The sequence below is a fragment of the Neorhizobium sp. SHOUNA12A genome (genome assembly GCF_023006505.1).
In the GTDB taxonomy this organism is placed as follows: Bacteria; Pseudomonadota; Alphaproteobacteria; order Rhizobiales; family Rhizobiaceae; genus Neorhizobium.
The window spans coordinates 1-18463 of sequence record NZ_JALBGV010000099.1 but is presented as its reverse complement, the minus strand read 5'-3'; the positions used below and the strand labels follow the sequence as shown (position 1 = coordinate 18463).

Genomic DNA, 18463 nt, shown 5'->3' with positions numbered 1-18463 from the left:
AGCGACGGCGGCTCGAAGCCCGCGAGCAGGTGCTCGGCCTCGTCGAGGCGGCCGATCAGCAGCAGGCGCCGGACCTCCAGATTGAACGCATGCGCGGCATTCACCCGGTCACCATGCGCTTCAAGCACCGCCCGGGCCGTGTCGAGTGCTTTCACCGGCCAGGTCAGATCGCGGGAGACGAGCGCGATCTCCGCCTCGGCGACGACACATCTGGCGCGCGCCATCGTCTCTTTGGGGCCGAACGCGCGAGTGGCTCTTTTGAGGAGAGCCTTCGCTCGGACGAGCTCGCCGAGCTGCGCCATGGCGATGCCTCTAAGTGCGAGTGCCGGCGCATCCTCGCGCAGCGCCACCCGCTTCAAGGCACCAAGGGGATCGCCCGAGGCGAGCGCACGCGCCGCGGCGGTGATCAGCGAGTCCATCGGAATCCCGTCACACTTGTCACTCTCACCATTCGATATCCGGCCCTAGTCTATCCCACGACCACCAAGCTGCATTCCAACAAACAGGAGGTTGATATGCAAAATCAAGTCGTTTCGCCGGAAGAATGGTTGAAGGCTCGCCTTGATCTGCTCGCTGCGGAGAAGGAATTCACCCGCCAACGGGATGCGCTGACGCGCCGCCGGATGGCGATGCCCTGGGAAAGGGTCGAAAAACCCTATCGATTCGAGGGACCGGATGGCGAGCTTTCGCTGGAGGACCTTTTCGACGGCCGCTCGCAACTGATCGTCTATCATTTCATGTTCGGTCCCGATTGGGAGGAGGCATGCAAGTCATGTTCCTTCTGGGCCGATAATTTCAACGGCATCCCGATCCATCTCAACCATCGCGACGTGACCTTCGTCGCCATCTCGCGGGCTCCGCTTGCCAAGATCGACGCCTACAAGAAACGCATGGGCTGGAACTTCCCGTGGTTCTCCTCAAACGGCGGCGATTTCAATTTCGACTATCAGGCGTCGGTGAGGCCGGAAGATCTGCCCAAGGGCGTGGCCTATTACAATTACGAGGTCCAGCCGAGCAACGCATCCGAAGAAGTGGGTATCAGCGTCTTCTGCAGGAACGACAGCGGCGAGGTATTCCACACCTATTCCTGCTATTCGCGCGGCGTCGACATGCTCAACGGCGCCTACCATTATCTGGATCTCGTGCCCAAGGGCCGCAACGAGGACGAATTCCGGTTCCCGATGGCGTGGCTGCGCCGGCACGACCAGTATTGAGGCAGCCTTTGGCTGGTCTTGACAGGAACCGGAGCCGACTCGGTCGATCCGGCTCAGGCAGTTAACGTTCTGACATGCCGGCATTTCACGGCTGCACGCAGGCAACTTCATCGCCGCGCGACCGGCTGCCGGACACTGCAAAATGGAGATAAAAATGACCAATATTCAATATCGGTGGATCATCGTGGCGGCTGGCGGCCTTCTCGGCTGCCTCGCCATCGGATCGATGTTTTCCCTGCCCGTTTTCCTCATGCCCATCTCGCGCGAGACCGGATGGTCGGTCACCGGCGTGTCGAGCGCCATGACCATCGGGTTTGTCGCGATGGCATTTGCCAGCATTGCCTGGGGCAGCCTTTTTGATCGCTGGGGACCTCGCCCCATCGTTCTCGCCGGCTCGATTCTGCTCAGCGTCAGCCTTGCATCGGCAAGCCTGACGACATCGCTGGCGGCATTCCAGCTCATCTTCGGGCTTGCGGTCGGCACGGCGATCGCGGCAATCTTCGCGCCGATGATGGCCTGCGTCACAGGCTGGTTCGATACGCATAGAAGCCTCGCGGTCTCGCTGGTTTCGGCCGGCATGGGCATGGCGCCGATGACGATGTCGCCTTTCGCGGCTTGGCTGGTGTCGATCTACGACTGGAGAACATCCATGCAGATCATCGCGATACTCGTGGCGGTCGTGATGATCCCTGTCTCCCTGCTCGTCCGGCGCGCGCCGGCTTTGGAGAGCGGCAATATTGCCGCATCGCCGGGTGAAGATCCTCAGTCCTCCATGTCGACGCGGCAGGTGTTGAGATCGCCCCAGTTCATCATCCTGCTGCTCACCAATTTCTTCTGCTGTGCCACCCATTCGGGGCCGATCTTCCACACCGTGAGCTATGCGGTGACCTGCGGAATTCCGATGATAGCCGCCGTGTCGATCTACAGCGTCGAAGGCCTGGCAGGCATGGGTGGCCGCGTCGTGTTCGGCATTCTCGGAGACCGGTTCGGTGCCAAGCAGGTGCTCGTTCTCGGTCTGCTGGCCCAGGCGTTCGGCGCGCTGGCCTATGTTTTCGCACAAGGTCTCGGGTCATTCTATACAGTCGCCGCCCTGTTCGGCTTCATCTATGCCGGTGTCATGCCGCTCTATGCGGTGATCGCTCGCGAGAATTTCCCGATGCGGATGATGGGCACGGTGATCGGCGGGACAGCAATGGCCGGCGGCCTGGGCATGGCGACCGGCCCCCTGGCCGGAGGACTGATCTACGACACGCTCGCCAGCTATACATGGCTCTATGTCGGCTCCTGGGGTATCGGCATCGGCGCCTTCCTGATCGCCCTGACCTTCAAGCCTTTTCCAAAGGGTCGACAGGCGGTGCCGGCCCTCGACGCCGCCTGATGCCCCGGCGGGCAGCAGTGATCCCGACGAGGCAAAGCCAGGGCGGGATATCGGCTGCGAGGAGATGGAAGACCCTGCTGCGGGTTTTGCGACGAAGGCGCCTTGTTTTTTGAGATCTGCGTTCTCTATAGATGGGGACGGCGAGGTTTTTTCCGAATGCAAAGCAATGAGATCGCGGCCCTGATCAATCGCGTGGCGATGGGTGATCGCAAAGCGTTCGCCTCGTTGTATAATGCGACGAGCCCGAAACTATTTTCGATCTGTCTGCGTATCTTGAAAGACAGGGCCGACGCGGAAGAAGCGCTCCAGGAAATCTATGTCAGGGTCTGGCAGCGCTCCAGGACTTTTGCCGTGGATACCGGTTCGCCCCTGGCCTGGCTGGCGGCGATCGCGCGCAATCACGCGATCGACATCCTGCGGGCCAGGAAACCTGTCGCCGAAGACCTTGATGCCGCTTACGACCTTGCCGATGACGGCACGCTCGATCCCGAACAGCAGGTGGCCAATGCGGATGAAGGCCGTCGCATCGACAGGTGCATGCAGGAGCTGGATTCCGCGCATGCACGTGCAGTTCGACGTGCCTATGTGGAAGGTTTGAGTTATCTTGAACTGGCGGAAGAATTGAAGGTACCGTTGAATACGGTGCGCACGTGGCTGCGCCGGAGCCTTCTCAAGTTGAGAGAGTGCATGGAGCGATGACGTCGGGCGAACAAAGTCAGGGCAGGCGGCCGCAGGACGAGATCCTGGCCGGCGAATATGTGCTCGGCGTTCTCTCACTCGAGGCTCGCCGCGCCGTTGAACAGCGGATCGCCAATGATCGCGCGTTTGCCCGGATCGTCGAACGGTGGCAGGCGGATCTTGCCTCCTTCAACGACGACTACCAGGACGTGGCGCCGCGCCCGGTGGTTTTTGGCCGGATAGAAACCCGTCTCTTCGGTCCCGCCCGGGTTGCCGCCCCCTCGTGGGATCTGTGGAATTCCGCGCTGTTCTGGCGATGGTTCGCGCTTGGCACGTCGGCGGTTGCTGTCGCTGCGGTGTTTTATGCGTCAGGTGTGATTCCAAGGCCGCAGGGAGCTGCTCCGCTGGTGGCGGAATTGTCCTCGACCAATGACCAGATCAACTTGCTTGCCTCCTACGATGCCGGAAACGGGCGCTTGCGGATCGTACCGGTCGCGGCCGGCGGACGCGAAGAGAAGTCGCTGGAGCTCTGGCTGGTGCCCGGAAGCGGCGATCCGCGGTCTCTCGGCGTCTTTGAGCCGGATCAGGCAGGAGAGCTCGTGATACCTGCCGATCTGCGTCGCAACATGACCGAGGGCGCGACGCTTGCCGTCAGCCTCGAACCGTTCGGCGGCTCGCCGACCGGTCTGCCGACCGGTCCGGTGGTGGCAAGCGGCGCTACCCGCAGGCCTTGACGCCGAAGCTGAAGGTCACGCCGTAGTCTCGCCGATATCCCAATAGAGCCCGGCCATCATCGCGAGCCCCTCGCGGACGATCGAGATCGGCAGATGCTCGTTCGGCGCATGCTGCAGGCAGCCGGGATAGGAATGGGGAATCCAGATCGTCGGTAGGCCGAGCAGATCGGAAAAGATGTTGTTCGGCAGCGAGCCGCCGAGATTGGGCAGGATCGCCGGCGGGCTCCCGAGCGTCTTCTCGATCGAGGCGACAACGCGGCTGACCCAGGGATGATCGGGATCGAGGCGGCTGGCGAGGAAGATCGCGTCGGTCGGGTCCTTGACCACTACCCGGTCATAACCCGCATCGATCAGCACTTTGCGGACGGCGGGGACCACCGCATCCGGATCGACGCCGACCGGGAAGCGGAGCTGCATGCGGGCGCGAGCTTTTGGCGGGATGGCGTAGAGCGGCTGGGCGAGGTTGCCGCATTCCATTTCCATCACCTCGAAGGAACTCCAGGCAAACACCTTCTCCTCCGGCGTCAGACCAGGCTCGCCCCACCAGGGCTCGATCGGCGGGTCGCCGGCAGTGGGCGTGATGTGGCAATCCTTCAGCGCAGTGCGGACGTTTTCCGGGATCGAACCCGGTGTCATCTCGGGCACCTTGATCTGGCCGGTGCGGCCGACGAGCGCGGTGATCGCGTGGCAGAGTTCGATGCCCGGATTGGAGAGGATGCCGCCCCAGTTGCCGGAATGCTGAAAACTTTCGCGCGCATTGATCTCCAGATGGAAGGACATGCCGCCGCGGGCGCCGAGGAAGATCGTTGGCCGTTCGAGTGCGAGGCGCGGACCGTCGGAGGCGATGAAGACGTCCGCCTTCAGCTCGTCCCGATGCGCCGCGCACATTTCCTCCAGCCCCAGCGATCCGGACTCTTCGCCCATCTCGATCAGGTATTTGAGGTTGAAGCCGAGCGAGCCCTTTGTCGCAAGCAGCGCTTCGACCGCGGCAAGGTTCACCGCGTGCTGGCCCTTGTTGTCGGCGGTGCCGCGGCCATACCAGGCGCCGTTCCTTTCGGTCATCTCGAAGGGCGAGAGGCCTGTCTCCCATTGGCCGTCAAGGCCGGCGACGACATCGCCGTGGCCGTATTGCAGGACGGTGGTGAAGCGCGGGTCCTCGATGCGTTCGGCGAGCAGGAACGGGCCGGGAGCTCTATCGTTTTCGTAGATCTTCGTCGTGAAGCCAAGCCGTTCGAAAAACGGCTGCATGTCCTCGGTGACATAGCGCCAGAGGTCCGGCTTGTTGGCCGCGACGCGGCTGGCGGAAGGGATCGCCACGCGTTTGCGCAGCGTGGCCTCAAATGAGCCGTCATCGAGATAACCGACGGCCTTGTCGATCGTTGCTTGGCGGGAGGCAGGGGTCATCGCGGCATCCTTGGAAACTCAGGCCGTCCTGGCCTTCACGGCGGGAAAGACCGTCGCGTTCGACAGATCGAGATCGAAATGGCAGCGGAACATGCCGCCTGCCTCGGTCGCCTTCTGTGGCGGCACGGTATTGCGACAGATGTCCTGCGCGAAGGGACAGCGCGTATGGAAACGGCAGCCGGCGGGTGGGAAGGCCGGGTTCGGCAGTTCGCCGGCAATCGGGTGCAGCGAGCGGTCGCTGGTATCCATGTCGGGCGCGGCATCGATGAGTAGGCGGGTATAGGGATGGCGCGGCTTGCGGAACAGTTCTTCCGACGTCGCCTCCTCGACCAGCTCACCGAGATACATGACGCCGATCCGGTCGGCCATGATGCGCACGACCGAGAGATTGTGGGTGATGAACAGGCTGGTGAGGTGCAGGTTCTTCTGCAGGTCGCGGAGCAGATTGAGGATCTGCGCCTGCACCGACACGTCGAGCGCGGACGTCGGCTCGTCGAGGATCAGGAATTCGGGCTCACCGGCAAGCGCCCGGGCGATGCAGATGCGCTGCCGCTGGCCGCCGGAAAACTCCTGCGGGTATTTTTCGGCGTCCGCTGCGGAAAGGCCGACCTGGACCAGCAATTCGTCGACGCGGGCGCGGATCGCGGCGCGGCCCTGGCGGAGCTTATGGACGCGGATCGGCTCGGCGATGATGTCCTCGATCGTCCAGCGGCCGTTGAGCGAGGAATAGGGATCCTGGAAGATCATCTGCAGCCGCGGCTTGTTGCCGGATGCATTGGGCGGAAAGCTGATCTCGCCGGATGTGGGCGCCATCAGGCCGGAGACGAGGCGCGCCAGCGTGGACTTGCCGCAGCCGCTTTCGCCGACAAGGCCCATGGTCTCGCCATGGCGGACGGTGAGGCTGACGTCGCTGACGGCCTTGGTGCCGCCGCTCTCGCTCTTCTTCAGCCGTTCGATAAGACTCTGATTGCGGCGGTAGACCTTGCTGACGTGATTGAGGATGAGGAAGTCGGAAGCGCTCATGCGGTCACCCTTTCCAGCGGATGGAAGCAGGAAAAGGCGGAGCTTTCCTCGTGATGAAGTGGCGGTATGGTCGCGCGACAATCGCCTTCCGCCCTAAAACAACGCGGATTGAAGGCGCAGCCGGGCGGAACCGCACCGAGCCCCGGCATGGCACCTGGGATCTGGTCGAGCCGCATCTCGCCGGTGGCCGACGGCATCGGCGTCGCCCGGATCAGGCCGCGGGTATAGGGATGTTTCGGCGCATTGAAGAGCTCGCCGACCGGGCTGATCTCGGCGACGCGGCCGGCATAAAGCACTGCGACGCGATCGGCCATCTTGGCGATGACGCCAAGGTCGTGGGTGATCAGCATCATGCTGACATTGCTTTCGCGATGCAGGTCGCGCAGCAGTTCGAGGATATGCGCCTGGACGGAGACGTCGAGGGCTGTGGTCGGCTCGTCGGCAATGACCAGCACCGGGTCGGCACAGAGCGCGAGCGCGATCACCACGCGTTGCCGCATGCCGCCGGAAAGCTGGTGGGGGAAACGTTTGAACTGGACGTCAGGATTGGGCAGGCCGACCCGGTCGAGCCAGCCCAACGCTCGTTTCTTCGTCTGGCTGCCGCTGAGTTTCAAATGCGTCTGGATGGTGTCGCAGAGCTGCTGGCCGATCGTGATCACCGGGTTGAGGCTGGTCATCGGGTCCTGGAAAACGAAACCGATCCGGCCGCCGCGCACGCCGCGCATCGCCTTTGGGGAAAGCTGGTCGAGCCGTTCGCCGGCAAGGGTGATGGTGCCGCCGGTGCGTTTCAGCGGCGGTACGAGGAGGTCGATGATCGCAGCGCCGGTGATCGACTTTCCGGCGCCGGATTCGCCGACGATGCCGAGCACTTCGCCGGGATTGACGAAAAAGGAGACCTTGTCGAGCGCGGTGACCAGCCCTCCGTCGCGGTTGATGGTGACGGTGAGGTCTCGGACGTCGAGGAGGGGAGCGGTAGCGTTGATCATGAGCGGCCCCGCAGGCGCGGATTATAGACGTCGCGCAGGTGGTCGCCGAGGATGTTCACCGAAACGACGAAGAGGACGAGGATCAGGCAGGGCCAGACCGAAATCCACCATTCGCCGGACTGCAGGAAATTGTTGCCGTTGCGGATCAGCGTGCCGAGCGACGGCGAGGTGACCGGGATGCCGATGCCGAGGAAGCTCAAGGTCGCCTCGGTGATGATGGCGATGCCGAGATTGATGGTGGCGATGACCAGAACCGGGGCCATGACGTTCGGCAGGATATGCAGGACGATGATCGCGAGATTGCTGCGGCCGGTGATGCGGGCGGCCGAGACATAATCCTGGTCGCGCTCGATCATCACGGAAGAGCGGATGGTGCGGGCATACTGGACCCAGAATGCGATGCCGATGGACATCACGACGATGGTGATCGCGGTGCCGACGCTGCGCTCGGTGCCGAGCACCGCGCGGGCGGCGCCATCGATGATCATCGCCAGCAGCAGGGCGGGATAGGCAAGCTGCACGTCCGCGACGCGCATGATGAAGGCGTCGACCCTGCCGCCGACGAAACCGGCGATCAGGCCGAGGCTGCCACCGAGGACGAGACCTATCGTAACCGACAGGAAACCGACGATGATCGAGGTGCGCATGCCATAGGCCATGGCGGTGATCAGGTTGCGGCCCTGGTCGTCTGTGCCGAGCGGGAAATCAGCTGACCCGTCCGCCATCCATGCCGGCGGAATGAAACTGTCCAGCACCGACATGCCGGAGAATTCGAATGGGTTCAGCGAGAACAGCGGCAAGACGAAGGCATAGACCAGCAGGGCCAAGATCGTGACGGCACAGAAAGTGGGGCCGGGTGCCCTGCGCATGGCGCGCAGAAGCTTGGCGCCTCTGCTGCGGCGAGCCGGGCCGCCCTCCGGGGTGTTGACGACTGCCGTCATGATTGCCTCCTCAACACGCGGGCGTCGATCAGCGGATAAAGCAGCTCGACGACCAGATTGATGACCATGAAGACCAGGCCGACGAAAATCAGGTAGATGGCGATGACCGGAATGTCGGCGCCCTGGATCGATTGCAGGAAGAGCGAGCCGAGGCCCGGCCAGGCGAAGACGTTTTCGGTGACCACCGAAAAGGCGATGATGTTGCCGAGCTGCAGGCCGAGCATGGTGATGACTGGCAGCAGCGTGTTCTTGATCGCATAGACATACCAGATGCGCGCTTCCGACAGGCCGCGGGCGCGGGCAAAGCGGATATGTTCGCTCTGGCCGACCTCCATCAGCTGGGTGCGCAGCATGCGGATGATGAAGGCGACCTGGAAGGTGGAAAGCGTCGCTGCCGGCAGGAGGATCGCCCGCCAACCGGAGACGGTGAGGAGCCCGGTCTTCCAGAAGCCGAGATCGACGACCGTGCCGCGCCCGAACGACGGGAGCAGGCCGAGCTGCACGGAAAACACGGCGATCAGCAGGATGCCGACGACGAAATTCGGCAGCGTGATGCCGGCCGTGGAGATCAGCATGATGAAGCGGCCGAACAGCGAATTCGGATTGACGCCGCAATAGATGCCAGCCGGCACTCCGACCACGATCGTGATCAGCAGGCTGACGAAGGCGAGCTCGACGGTCGCGGGAAGGCGTTCCGCGATCAGGTTGGCGACCGGGTCCTGGGTGCGATAGGAAAAGCCGAAATCGCCCCGCAGCATGTTGCCGATGAAATGCAGGAAGCGCGTCCATAGCGGCTGGTCGAGGCCGAGCTTGGCGATCAGTTCCAGCCGCTCGTTGACGGTCGCGTCGGCGGAGAGGAGGGCCGCCAGCGGGTCGCCGATATTGGCGACCAGCAGGAAGGCGATGAAGCTGATCACCAGCAGGACGATGACCGTCTGCACGATCCGTGACGCGGCATAATTCAGCACGACAAATTCCTTAGCAGCAGCTATCCCCGAGCCGGTCGAGGAAGGCGGCGCATTTCTCGAGCTCGGAGATCGCAATCGATTCGTCCGGCTGATGGGCATCGGCGATATCCCCCGGACCGATGACGACCGAAGGGACCCCGGCGATCTGGAAAATACCCGCTTCCGTGCCATAGGAAACATAGCGGGGTTCGGTGCGGCCGAGAAGCGCCAACAGTTCCGCATCGAGCGTCGGGTCGTTATTGGGTTTGAGGCCCGGGATGCTGGCCTGGACGTCGAAGACGATGCCACAGGACGGATCGATCGCCTTCATGGCCGGTTCGAGCTTTTCGGCGGCAAAACGCTTCATGTGCTCCAGCACCTCATAGGTATTCTGACCCGGGATGAGGCGCATTTCCCAGAAGAATTCGCAGTTTTCGGAGACGATATTGCCGTGCAGGCCGCCCCTGATGACGGTGACCTGGGTCGTCGAATAGGGCGGATCCAATCCTTCGAACTGTGGGCCGTTGCGCATGTCCTCGCGGATGCGGTTGATTTCGGCGATCATGTCGCCGGCGACCATGACGGCGTTGACGTAGCGATCAGGTTGGGAGGAATGGCCGGGCTTGCCCTTGATGCGGCACCAGCCGATCAGTCCGCCCTTGTGGGCCGCAATCATGTCCATGCTGGTCGCTTCGCCGATGACCGCGAGCCGCGGCTTCAGGTCGCTCTGGCCCACCCATTCGGCCATCGAGCCGACGCCGGTGCAGCCTACTTCCTCGTCGTAGGAAAAGGCGAGGTGGATCGGCTTCTTGAGATTTTTTGAGGCAATGCCGGGGACGGCCGCAAGACAGCAGGCGAGAAAACCCTTCATGTCGGTGGCGCCGCGACCGATCAGGCGGCCGTTCGCTTCCCTGAGCGTCCACGGATCGCCGGTCCAGGCCTGGCCTTCGGTCGGCACCACATCCGTATGGCCGCTGAAAATGATGCCGCCGGGCGCTTCCGGGCCGATCGTGATCAGCGCGTTTGCCTTGTCGCCCTCGGGGTTGGCAAAGCGCCGGACGCGCGCCCCGAAGGAGGCGGTCTGGTCTTCGACATATCTGAGCAGGTCGAGGTTGGAAACGGCGCTGACCGTGGGATAAGACACGAGACTGGCAAGCTGCCTCGTTATATCGGTTGCAATGGTCATTACTTCACCGTGAAATAACGCAGCGGATAGGCAAGGTCGGCCGGCTGGACGACGGTGACGTTGTCCTTGACGCCCCAGAGAATGTTCAACTGGTGGAGCGGAATGAAGGCAACGTCGGCCTTCATGAGCTTGAAGGCCTGGGTGATATAGCCGGTGCGCTTGGCCTGGTCGGTCTCCTTGCCGATCAGGTCGATCAGCTTGTCGACTTCCGGATTGGAATAACCGCCGATGTTGAAGGCGCCGAGGCCGCTCTTGGCGTCGCGGGTGGCGGCAATCGAGGTTAGGAAGATGTGGGCGTCATAGGTCGCCGGCGAATAACCGAGCATCGCCATGCTGGTATTATATTCCGGCGGGTTGACCTGGGTCGCCCACTTGGCGGTCGGCTGGGCACGCGGATCGACCTTGATGTTGATGCGGGCGAGCGAAGCGGCGACCGCAAGGCAGGTCGCTTCGTCGTTCATGAAACGGTCGCTGGTGCAATCCAGTGTGACGGAGAAGCCGTTTTCATAGCCGGCTTCCTTCATCAATGTCTTGGCCTTGTCGACGTCGGGCTTTACCGGCGCGCCGAGAGCTGCATCGAAACCGTTGACTTCCTTGCCGATCGGCAGGCCGACCGGTACGGAGAAATTGCGCATGATGCGCTTCTGGATCGCGCCGGTATCGATCGCCAGTTCCATCGCCTGGCGGACCTTCAGTTCCTTGAAGGGGTTCTTGGTCTTTTCGCTGCCGAAGATCAGGCTGTCGCGGGCGACGTCGGGCTGGATGTAGATGGTGCGCAGGTCGGGGCCGGCCTGCATATGCAGCTTCGGATCGTTCTCGATGCGCTCGGCATCCTGCGGCGGCACGCCGTCGATCATGTCGACTTCGCCGGAGATGAGGGCGGATACGCGGGTCGACGGGTTGGGGATCACGAAGAACGTCGCGTTGTCGACATTGCCGGTCTTCTTGTCCCACCAGCCCGGGTTCGGCGCAAAGACCGTCTTCACGCCCGGATCCCGCTCCTTGATGACGTAGGGACCGGTGCCCATGGCATTGCGGTTGGCAAAGGTCTCGGTAGCGTTATTGGCTGCACCCGGCTGCACGGTGTTGTTCGCTTCGGCCCATTCCTTGTCCATGATGTACCAGTTGGTGATCTGGTTCGGCAGGATCGGGTTGATGGCGCGGGTCTTGATGCGGATCTTGTAATCGTCGACCTTTTCGATCGAAGCGATCGAATTGAGGTTTGCCTTGATGCCGCCAGCCTGGCCGCGGGTCAGCGAGAAGATCACGTCGTCGGCATTGAAGGCATTGCCGTTCGAAAATTTCACATCCTTGCGAAGGTTGAATTCCCAGGTCGTGCCGTCGATCTGCTTCCAGTCGGTCGCAAGTGCCGCCTCGATCTTCTGCTCCGCGTTACGGCGCACAAGCGGTTCGTAGACATTGGCAAGAACGGCGAAAATCAGCGTGTTCGAAACCGCATGGGGATCAAGCGTATAGGCATCGAGCGGGCCGGCGAACTTGAAATCCGCCGCCTGGGCCACGCTTCCAAGCGGAGCGGCGATCGCGGCTGCAGCGATGGTACCCAGCAGCATCTTACGTTTGAATGCAGAAAACGGGAAAGGCATCATGATCTCCTAAGCGCGCCACGAGACAGTCGGAATACGGGACAACGATGCGGAAGATATTTTATAGTTAAAATATCTCAACGGAGTAAGCTCGGAAAGTGTGAGCATGCGGCCGTTCCCTGCCGTTGTTTTTGATGCCTACTTGCGAGGCTTGGGCAAACAATAGGCGATTTAAGGAAACATGCAAGCACGTTTGATCAAATGAGCGTAACTCTTTCGGGCGGGCAGATTCCGGGCGAGAAAAAGCGTTCCCGAAGCCTCGAAAGCGTCATAATATTACAATGATATCAGTTGCTTAGGTCTTCAGTGGCGCCTTCGCAAGTCTTAAGTCCTGGCAAACATCGGACCGCCTTTATGGGCGGGAAAGCCGTAGCCGTTGATCATCACCAAGTCGATATCGCTGCTCCTCGCGGCGATCCCTTCCGCCAGCAGGGCCTCACCTTCCAATGACATTGCGCCGAGCAGTCTCTCGAGAATATCGTTCCTCGAAAATGTGCGCGGGGTGATGCCCTTTTGGGCTCGCGCGGCTTCTATGATAGCGGTCACTTCCGGGTCGACGGTTCGCTTGCCGTTCGGATAATCGTACCAGCCGCGGCCGGTTTTCTGGCCCAGGCGTCCCGCCTCGCAGAGCGTATCGGCAATTTCGACATAACGCACAGAGGGATCGCGGGTGGCCGCCTGCCGCTTGCGGCGCGCCCAGGCGATTTCCAGGCCGGCCATGTCGTAGACGGCGAACAGGCCCATGGGAAAACCGTAGTCTTCCAGCGCAGCATCGACCTCGTGCGGCAGGGCGCCGTCTTCTAGCAGAAATTCGGCTTCACGGCGATAGGCGGAAAAGATGCGGTTGCCGATGAAGCCTTCGGTGACGCCGGTGACGACCGGCAGCTTGCGCAGTTTCTTGGCGACCGCTAGCCCTGTGGCCAGCACATCCGGTGCGGTCTTGGCGCAGCGCACGACTTCCAGGAGGCGCATCACGTGGGCAGGCGAGAAGAAATGCAGGCCAAGCACCCGTTCCGGATGGGCGGTCGCGGCGGCGATCTCGTCCGGGTTCAGGTAGCTGGTATTGGTCGCCAGCACGGTATCGGGGCGGATGACCTTGTCGAGACGTCGGAAGAGATCGGTCTTGACGGCGAGATCGTCGAACACAGCTTCGACGACGAGATCGCAAGGGGCGAGATCGACATCTTCCGCTGTCGCGGAAAGGCGCGCCTTCTGGGCCTCGAACCCGGCCTGGTCGAGACGGCCTGCGGCGACATTGCGTTCCAGCAGGCCGATAATACGCTCGCGGCCCTTTTCAGCGGCTTCGGCAGTCTGGTCCAGACCGATCACCGAATAACCGGCGCCAAGAGCAGCGACGGCGATGCCGCTGCCCATCAGGCCCAGGCCGCAGATGCCGATGGTCCTGACCGGGTGAGGTTCGACACCCTGCAGACCTTCGACCTTGGAAGATTCCCGCTCGGCAAAGAAGACGTGGCGTAGCGCTGCCGCCTCGCGGCTGTCGCGCAGTGCCAGGAAGGTGGCGCGTTCATCCGCCAGCCCTTCGACGAGCGGGCGATTGGACGCGGTGACCAGCCGGACGGCTTCCACCGGCGCCTTCTGGCCGCGCGCCTTGGCGAGGATCTTGGCCGAGGCTTTTTCGATTTCGGCCGGATCGATAGCGGCGATGTTCAGCTCGCCCGTGCGGCGGAGTGGTTTCTCAGCCAGGGCTAAGGCCGCGGATGTTGCTGCCTCGACGAGATCGCCCGCGACCACCTCGTCGATGATCCCGAGCTTCAGGGCTTCCTCGGCCTTCACCGAACGTCCGGAGGTGATGAGGTCGAGCGCTGCCGGAATGCCGATCAGGCGCGGCAGGCGTTGCGTTCCGCCGGCGCCCGGCACGATGCCGAGTTTGACTTCCGGCAGGCCGACCTGTGCAGCTGGCGAGGCGATGCGATAGTGGCAGGCAAGCGCTACTTCGAGACCGCCGCCGAGTGCTGCGCCATTGAGCGCTGCGACGACCGGTTTCGACAAGCCTTCGATCTTCTCGATGACATCAGGCAAGGTCGGTTCCATGGCGGGCTTGCCGAATTCCTTGATGTCGGCACCGCCGATGAACGTCTTTCCGGCGCCCGTAATAGTGACGCCGGTGATCTCGCCCGTCGTTTCGCTATAGGCGAGAGCTCTTTCCAGCCCGCTGCGGACATCGACAGAGGTTGCATTGACCGGCGGATTGTCGATGGTGACGACCAGAACCCCGTTCCGGATCGTGGCGGAAACCGTAGCGGAAAATTCGATCGTCTTGCTCATGACTGCCTCAGGCCGGAATGACGGCTGTCGCCTGGATTTCGATCTTGGCGCGGTCTTCCACCAGCGCCACCACCTGCATGGCGGCCATGGCCGGAAAGTGCTTGCCGATGATCTCGCGATAGACCTGGCCGATGCCCTTCAGGTTGCCGAGATATTCTGCCTTATCGGTAAAATACCACGTCATGGTGGTGATGTGCTCGGGCCCGGCGCCGGCCTCGGCCAGCACGGCGACAACGTTCTGCAGCGTCTGCCTGACCTGGCCGACAAAATCGTCGGTTTCGAACTGGCATTGGCCGTTCCAGCCGATCTGCCCGCCGACGAAGACCTGGCGGCCGTTGGCGGCGACGCCGTTGGCGTAACCGATCGGTTTTGCCCAGCCTTCAGGCTGCAGGATGGTGTGCATTATTCATCTCCAAATGCTGTGTCAGCGCTGAGCGCATATCGTCGGGCCAGGGTAGGGCCTTGTGGGTTTCGTGCGAGGTGGCGACAAGCCGCTGCTTGGCGGTCCAGAGCAGGCGGTCGTCGGCCCGCACCTCGTATTCGAGATCGGCGGAACTGTTGCCGATCCGCATAACCTTGATGGTGAAATCCATCATATCGCCGTGGTAGCCTGGGCTCTTGAATGCGACATCCAGCGTCACGGTCGGCACGCCGATCTTGCGGTGGCTGATCATGTCCGGCCAGGGCGAGCCGATCGCGCCGAAAAATTCCTCGCAAACGCCGACCATGATGTTCAGATAGGAGGGGAAATAGGCGATGCCGGAGGGATCGCAATCTCCAAAGTTCAATCGGCGGGATGTCGTGTAAGCCATGGTCGCCCTCATGCCTTCAACAGTTCACGGGCGATGATGAGCTTCTGGACCTCGGTCGCGCCTTCATAGATGCGCAGCGCCCGGATTTCCCGGTAGAGGCTCTCGGTAATCTCGCCGCTCTTCACGCCGCGGCCGCCAAAGATCTGTACCGCCCGGTCGATGACGCTTTGGGCGTTCTCCGTCGCCACCATCTTGGCCATCGCGGCCTCCTTGGTGGTCGGCAGGCCCTGCACGTCGCGGCGCCAGGCGGCGCGATAGGTGAGAAGCGCGCCGGCGTCGATCTGGGCTGCCATGTCGCCAAAAGCGGCCTGGGTGAGCTGCAAGTCGGAAAGGCGATTGCCGAACATCGGCCGCGCCTTGGCATAGGCGAGCGCCTCATCCAGCGCCCGCTTGGCGAAACCGAGGGCGGCTGCGGCGACCGAGGCCCGAAAAATGTCCAGGGTCCGCATGGCGATCTTGAAGCCTTCGCCAGGCGCGCCCAGCAGACGCGAAGCCGGGATGCGGCAGTTCTCGAAGCGGATCGTCGCCAGCGGATGCGGGGCGATCACATCGATGCGCTCGGCGATCGAGAAGCCCGGATCGTCGGCGAACACCACGAAAGCGGAAATGCCGCGCGTGCCGGGCGCTTCGCCGGTGCGGACGAAGACCGTGTAGACATCGGCGATGCCGCCGTTGGAGATCCAGGTCTTTTCACCGTCGAGGATATAGTGGTCGCCGTCCTTTCGGGCAGCGCAGGCCATGGCGGCGACATCCGAGCCGGCTTCCTTTTCCGACAGCGCGAAGGCGGAGATCCATTCGCCCGACTGCGCTTTCGGCAGAACGGTTCGGCGAAGCTCTTCAGAACCGGAAAGGCCGATCGCGCCGGTGCCGAGGCCCTGCATGGCGAAGGCGAAGTCGGCAAGGCCGTCATGCCAGGCGAGCGTTTCGCGGGTCAGGCAGGCGGCGCGGCTGTCGATCGACCGGCTGCCGCCCGCACCCGTTGCCGCGTCGAGAAGGCCGGCGTTTCCGAGCGCTTTGACGATCGCGCGGCAGGCGCCGTCCGTGTCCGAATGGTCGATATGGCTCAGCGCGCCTGAAGCCGCGAAGGCATCCAGTTTTTCAGCGAGCGCCTTGTGGCTGTCGTTGAAGAAAGGCCAATCGAGGAAATCGCGTGCCGGTCCTTTGAGGGTCGTGGGATAGGCCATCAGTCGCCCTCGAAGACCGGCTTGCGCTTTTCGGCAAAAGCCTCGAAGGCGCGGCGGAAATCCTTGGTCGCCATGCAGATCGCCTGGGCCTGGGCTTCGGATTCGATCATCTCTTCGATGCCCATCGCCCATTCCTGGTTCAGCATGGTCTTGGTCATCGTGTGTGCGAACCACGGACCGTCTGCCAGCGAATGGGCGAGCTTGACGGCCTCTTCCTCGAGAACGTCACCGGGATGGATGGTATTGAAGAAGCCCCAGGCTTCGCCTTCTCGGGCGTTCATCGTGCGGCCGGTGAAGAGCAGTTCGGCGGCGCGGCCCTGGCCGATGATGCGCGGCAGGATCCCGCAGGCCCCCATGTCGGCTCCGGCAAGGCCAACGCGGGTGAAGAGGAAGGCGGTCTTGGTTTCGGGCGTCGCCAGCCGCATGTCCGAAGCCATGGCGAGGATCGCGCCCGCCCCCATGCAGATGCCGTCGACCGCAGCCACGATCGGCTGCGGGCATTTCTTCATCGCCTTGACGAGATCGCCGGTCATGCGGGTGAAGGCGAGCAGGTCCGGCATCGCCATATGGGTCAGCGGCTCGATGATTTCGAAGACGTCGCCGCCGGAGGAGAAATTGCCGCCGGCGCCGGTCAGGACGATCGAGCGGATATCGGAGGCGTAAACGAGGTCGCGAAAAAGATCGCGCAATTCCGCATAACTTTCGAAGGTCAGCGGGTTCTTGCGCTCCGGACGATTGAGGCGAACCGTCCCGACACGGCCGTTTTCGCTCACTTCCCAGAGGAAATGTTTCGGCTGGTAGTCGCGAAAACTGCGCTTCATGTCCTTCATCACGTCACTCATGTTCGTCTCCTCTCCTTTTCATCGACCGCCCCTTTCCGGGCGGCAGGACCTCTCCCGGGTCAGTCGTTGGCGGAGGGCGGCAGGAAATCCACCTCGTGCGCGGCGGAAACCTTCACGATCTCCTCCACGTCGGTCATTTCGTGCAGCTCTTCGAAAAGTTGTCGGAGCTTGCGGGCCGGGGAGACCCAGAAGAGCGCCCGGCACGGCTTGTCGGACTTGTTGAAGTAACCGTGAGGTATGCCACGCGGCATACGCACCAGATCTCCGGCCTTCGCCTTGACCCATTGGCCGTCGAGCTTCAGGTCAAGTTCACCCTCCTGCACGAGGATGAATTCGTCCTGGGTCGGGTGGACGTGCACAGGCACGAACTGTCCCGGCAGACTGTTGGTTTCAAAGGCGAAGGTGTCGTCGCAGACCGCCTTCGGGAAATAGACCTGGCCGAGGATATTCCAGCTGGTGCCGTTATATCCGCTACCATTCTCGGTTATGCCCTTTTCCAGTTCCATCTTGATCTCCCGGTTTCGTTCCCTGGTTCATGCCGAGGCCGACTAGCCTGCCATGACTTCTCCCCCGGCAACCGCGATTGCCTGTCCGTTGATCGACGCCGCTCCGGGCGATGCCAGCCACAGAACGGCGTCTGCGACCTCCTCCGGCTTCACCAGCCGCCCCTGCGGATTGCTCCTGGTAAATTCCTGTCGCGCCTGCTCTTCCGTCCGTCCGGTCTTTGCGACGATCGTCTCGATCGAACGGGCGATCAGAGGCGTGTCGGTAAAGCCGGGGCAGACGGCGTTGACGGTGATGCCGCTCCTCGCAAGCTCCAGCGCCAGGGATCGGGTGAGGCCCACGACACCATGCTTTGCTGCCACATAGGCTGAGACGTAGGCATAACCGGTGAGCCCCGCAGTCGAGGCGATGTTGATGATGCGGGCGCCGGCGCCAAAAGCCTTGAGATCCGGCAGCACGGCCTGGGTCACGAGGAATACGCCGGTGAGGTCCACCGACATGACGCGGTTCCACATCTCCAGCGAGGTTTTTTCAAAGGGCGCGCTCGGGCCTTCACCGGCATTGTTGACGAGGATATCGACAGGACCGAACGCGGCGCGTGCCGTCTTCAGGCCGTTGTCGATGGCCATCTCGTCGGTGACGTCGAAACCGTCCGCGACGCAGACCTTGTCCCTGCCAAGCGTTGCGGCAAGTGCCTCCAGAGGTTCGGCCCGCCGGCCGGCGAGGGTCACCCGCGCGCC

At 62.6% G+C, this 18463-nt stretch carries 18 protein-coding genes and 1 pseudogene; 4 read left to right on the top strand and 15 right to left on the bottom strand.

What is annotated here, in order from left to right:
• A pseudogene (locus MOV63_RS28130) lies at positions 1-419 on the bottom strand (helix-turn-helix domain-containing protein); the annotation flags it as partial.
• Positions 420-515: 96 nt separating this feature from the next.
• Between MOV63_RS28130 and MOV63_RS28125 the strand changes: the two are divergent.
• From MOV63_RS28125 to MOV63_RS28110, 4 genes are all read left to right on the top strand, one after another.
• On the top strand, positions 516-1214 hold the full coding sequence (locus MOV63_RS28125) for a thioredoxin family protein (protein WP_247038853.1): 699 nt from the start codon (positions 516-518) through the stop codon (positions 1212-1214).
• Positions 1215-1368: 154 nt separating this feature from the next.
• Positions 1369-2592 (top strand): MFS transporter, encoded by a 1224-nt coding sequence (locus MOV63_RS28120; protein WP_247038851.1) that lies wholly within the window; start codon positions 1369-1371, stop codon positions 2590-2592.
• A 156-nt stretch (positions 2593-2748) separates the two neighbouring features.
• Positions 2749-3291: a sigma-70 family RNA polymerase sigma factor gene (locus MOV63_RS28115; RefSeq protein ID WP_247038848.1), complete on the top strand. Its 543-nt coding sequence runs from the start codon at positions 2749-2751 to the stop codon at positions 3289-3291.
• Complete coding sequence (locus tag MOV63_RS28110) at positions 3288-4004, top strand: anti-sigma factor domain-containing protein (RefSeq protein ID WP_247038847.1); 717 nt, start codon at positions 3288-3290, stop codon at positions 4002-4004. The genes MOV63_RS28115 and MOV63_RS28110 overlap by 4 nt, the downstream gene beginning before the upstream one ends.
• 15 nt (positions 4005-4019) lie before the next feature.
• Here the strand turns inward: MOV63_RS28110 and MOV63_RS28105 are convergent, their stop codons facing one another.
• The 14 genes from MOV63_RS28105 to MOV63_RS28040 all read right to left on the bottom strand — a co-directional run.
• On the bottom strand, positions 4020-5408 hold the full coding sequence (locus tag MOV63_RS28105; protein ID WP_247038845.1) for a M20 family metallopeptidase: 1389 nt from the start codon (positions 5406-5408) through the stop codon (positions 4020-4022).
• Between the two features lie 18 nt (positions 5409-5426).
• Complete coding sequence (locus MOV63_RS28100; protein WP_247038843.1) at positions 5427-6431, bottom strand: ABC transporter ATP-binding protein; 1005 nt, start codon at positions 6429-6431, stop codon at positions 5427-5429.
• Positions 6428-7417, bottom strand: a complete 990-nt coding sequence (locus MOV63_RS28095) for an ABC transporter ATP-binding protein (protein WP_247038841.1) — start codon at positions 7415-7417, stop codon at positions 6428-6430. The genes MOV63_RS28100 and MOV63_RS28095 overlap by 4 nt, the downstream gene beginning before the upstream one ends.
• The gene (locus MOV63_RS28090; protein ID WP_247038840.1) at positions 7414-8358 is read right to left on the bottom strand and encodes an ABC transporter permease; all 945 of its coding nucleotides are present in this window, start codon (positions 8356-8358) and stop codon (positions 7414-7416) included. The genes MOV63_RS28095 and MOV63_RS28090 overlap by 4 nt, the downstream gene beginning before the upstream one ends.
• A complete protein-coding gene (locus MOV63_RS28085; RefSeq protein WP_247038838.1) occupies positions 8355-9326 on the bottom strand; it encodes an ABC transporter permease in 972 nt (323 codons plus the stop codon). The genes MOV63_RS28090 and MOV63_RS28085 overlap by 4 nt, the downstream gene beginning before the upstream one ends.
• Before the next feature lie 10 nt (positions 9327-9336).
• Positions 9337-10491, bottom strand: a complete 1155-nt coding sequence (argE, locus tag MOV63_RS28080; RefSeq protein ID WP_247038836.1) for an acetylornithine deacetylase — start codon at positions 10489-10491, stop codon at positions 9337-9339.
• Complete coding sequence (locus MOV63_RS28075) at positions 10491-12095, bottom strand: ABC transporter substrate-binding protein (protein WP_247038834.1); 1605 nt, start codon at positions 12093-12095, stop codon at positions 10491-10493. Before MOV63_RS28075 ends, argE begins: the two co-directional genes overlap by 1 nt.
• Positions 12096-12419: 324 nt before the next feature.
• A complete protein-coding gene (locus MOV63_RS28070; RefSeq protein WP_247038832.1) occupies positions 12420-14381 on the bottom strand; it encodes a 3-hydroxyacyl-CoA dehydrogenase NAD-binding domain-containing protein in 1962 nt (653 codons plus the stop codon).
• A gap of 7 nt (positions 14382-14388) precedes the next feature.
• The gene (locus tag MOV63_RS28065; protein ID WP_038591261.1) at positions 14389-14784 is read right to left on the bottom strand and encodes a RidA family protein; all 396 of its coding nucleotides are present in this window, start codon (positions 14782-14784) and stop codon (positions 14389-14391) included.
• Complete coding sequence (locus MOV63_RS28060; RefSeq protein ID WP_247038831.1) at positions 14762-15193, bottom strand: thioesterase family protein; 432 nt, start codon at positions 15191-15193, stop codon at positions 14762-14764. Before MOV63_RS28060 ends, MOV63_RS28065 begins: the two co-directional genes overlap by 23 nt.
• 8 nt (positions 15194-15201) lie before the next feature.
• The gene (locus MOV63_RS28055; RefSeq protein WP_247038829.1) at positions 15202-16377 is read right to left on the bottom strand and encodes an acyl-CoA dehydrogenase family protein; all 1176 of its coding nucleotides are present in this window, start codon (positions 16375-16377) and stop codon (positions 15202-15204) included.
• Positions 16377-17219, bottom strand: coding sequence for an enoyl-CoA hydratase family protein (locus tag MOV63_RS28050; RefSeq protein ID WP_247038827.1), 843 nt, complete (start codon positions 17217-17219; stop codon positions 16377-16379). Before MOV63_RS28050 ends, MOV63_RS28055 begins: the two co-directional genes overlap by 1 nt.
• Before the next feature lie 59 nt (positions 17220-17278).
• Positions 17279-17725 carry a cupin domain-containing protein gene (locus tag MOV63_RS28045; RefSeq protein ID WP_247038825.1) on the bottom strand — a complete coding sequence of 149 codons (447 nt, stop codon included), beginning with the start codon at positions 17723-17725 and terminating at the stop codon, positions 17279-17281.
• Positions 17726-17767: 42 nt separating this feature from the next.
• On the bottom strand, positions 17768-18463 hold a 696-nt coding region (locus MOV63_RS28040; RefSeq protein WP_247038824.1), incomplete at its 5' end, for an SDR family NAD(P)-dependent oxidoreductase.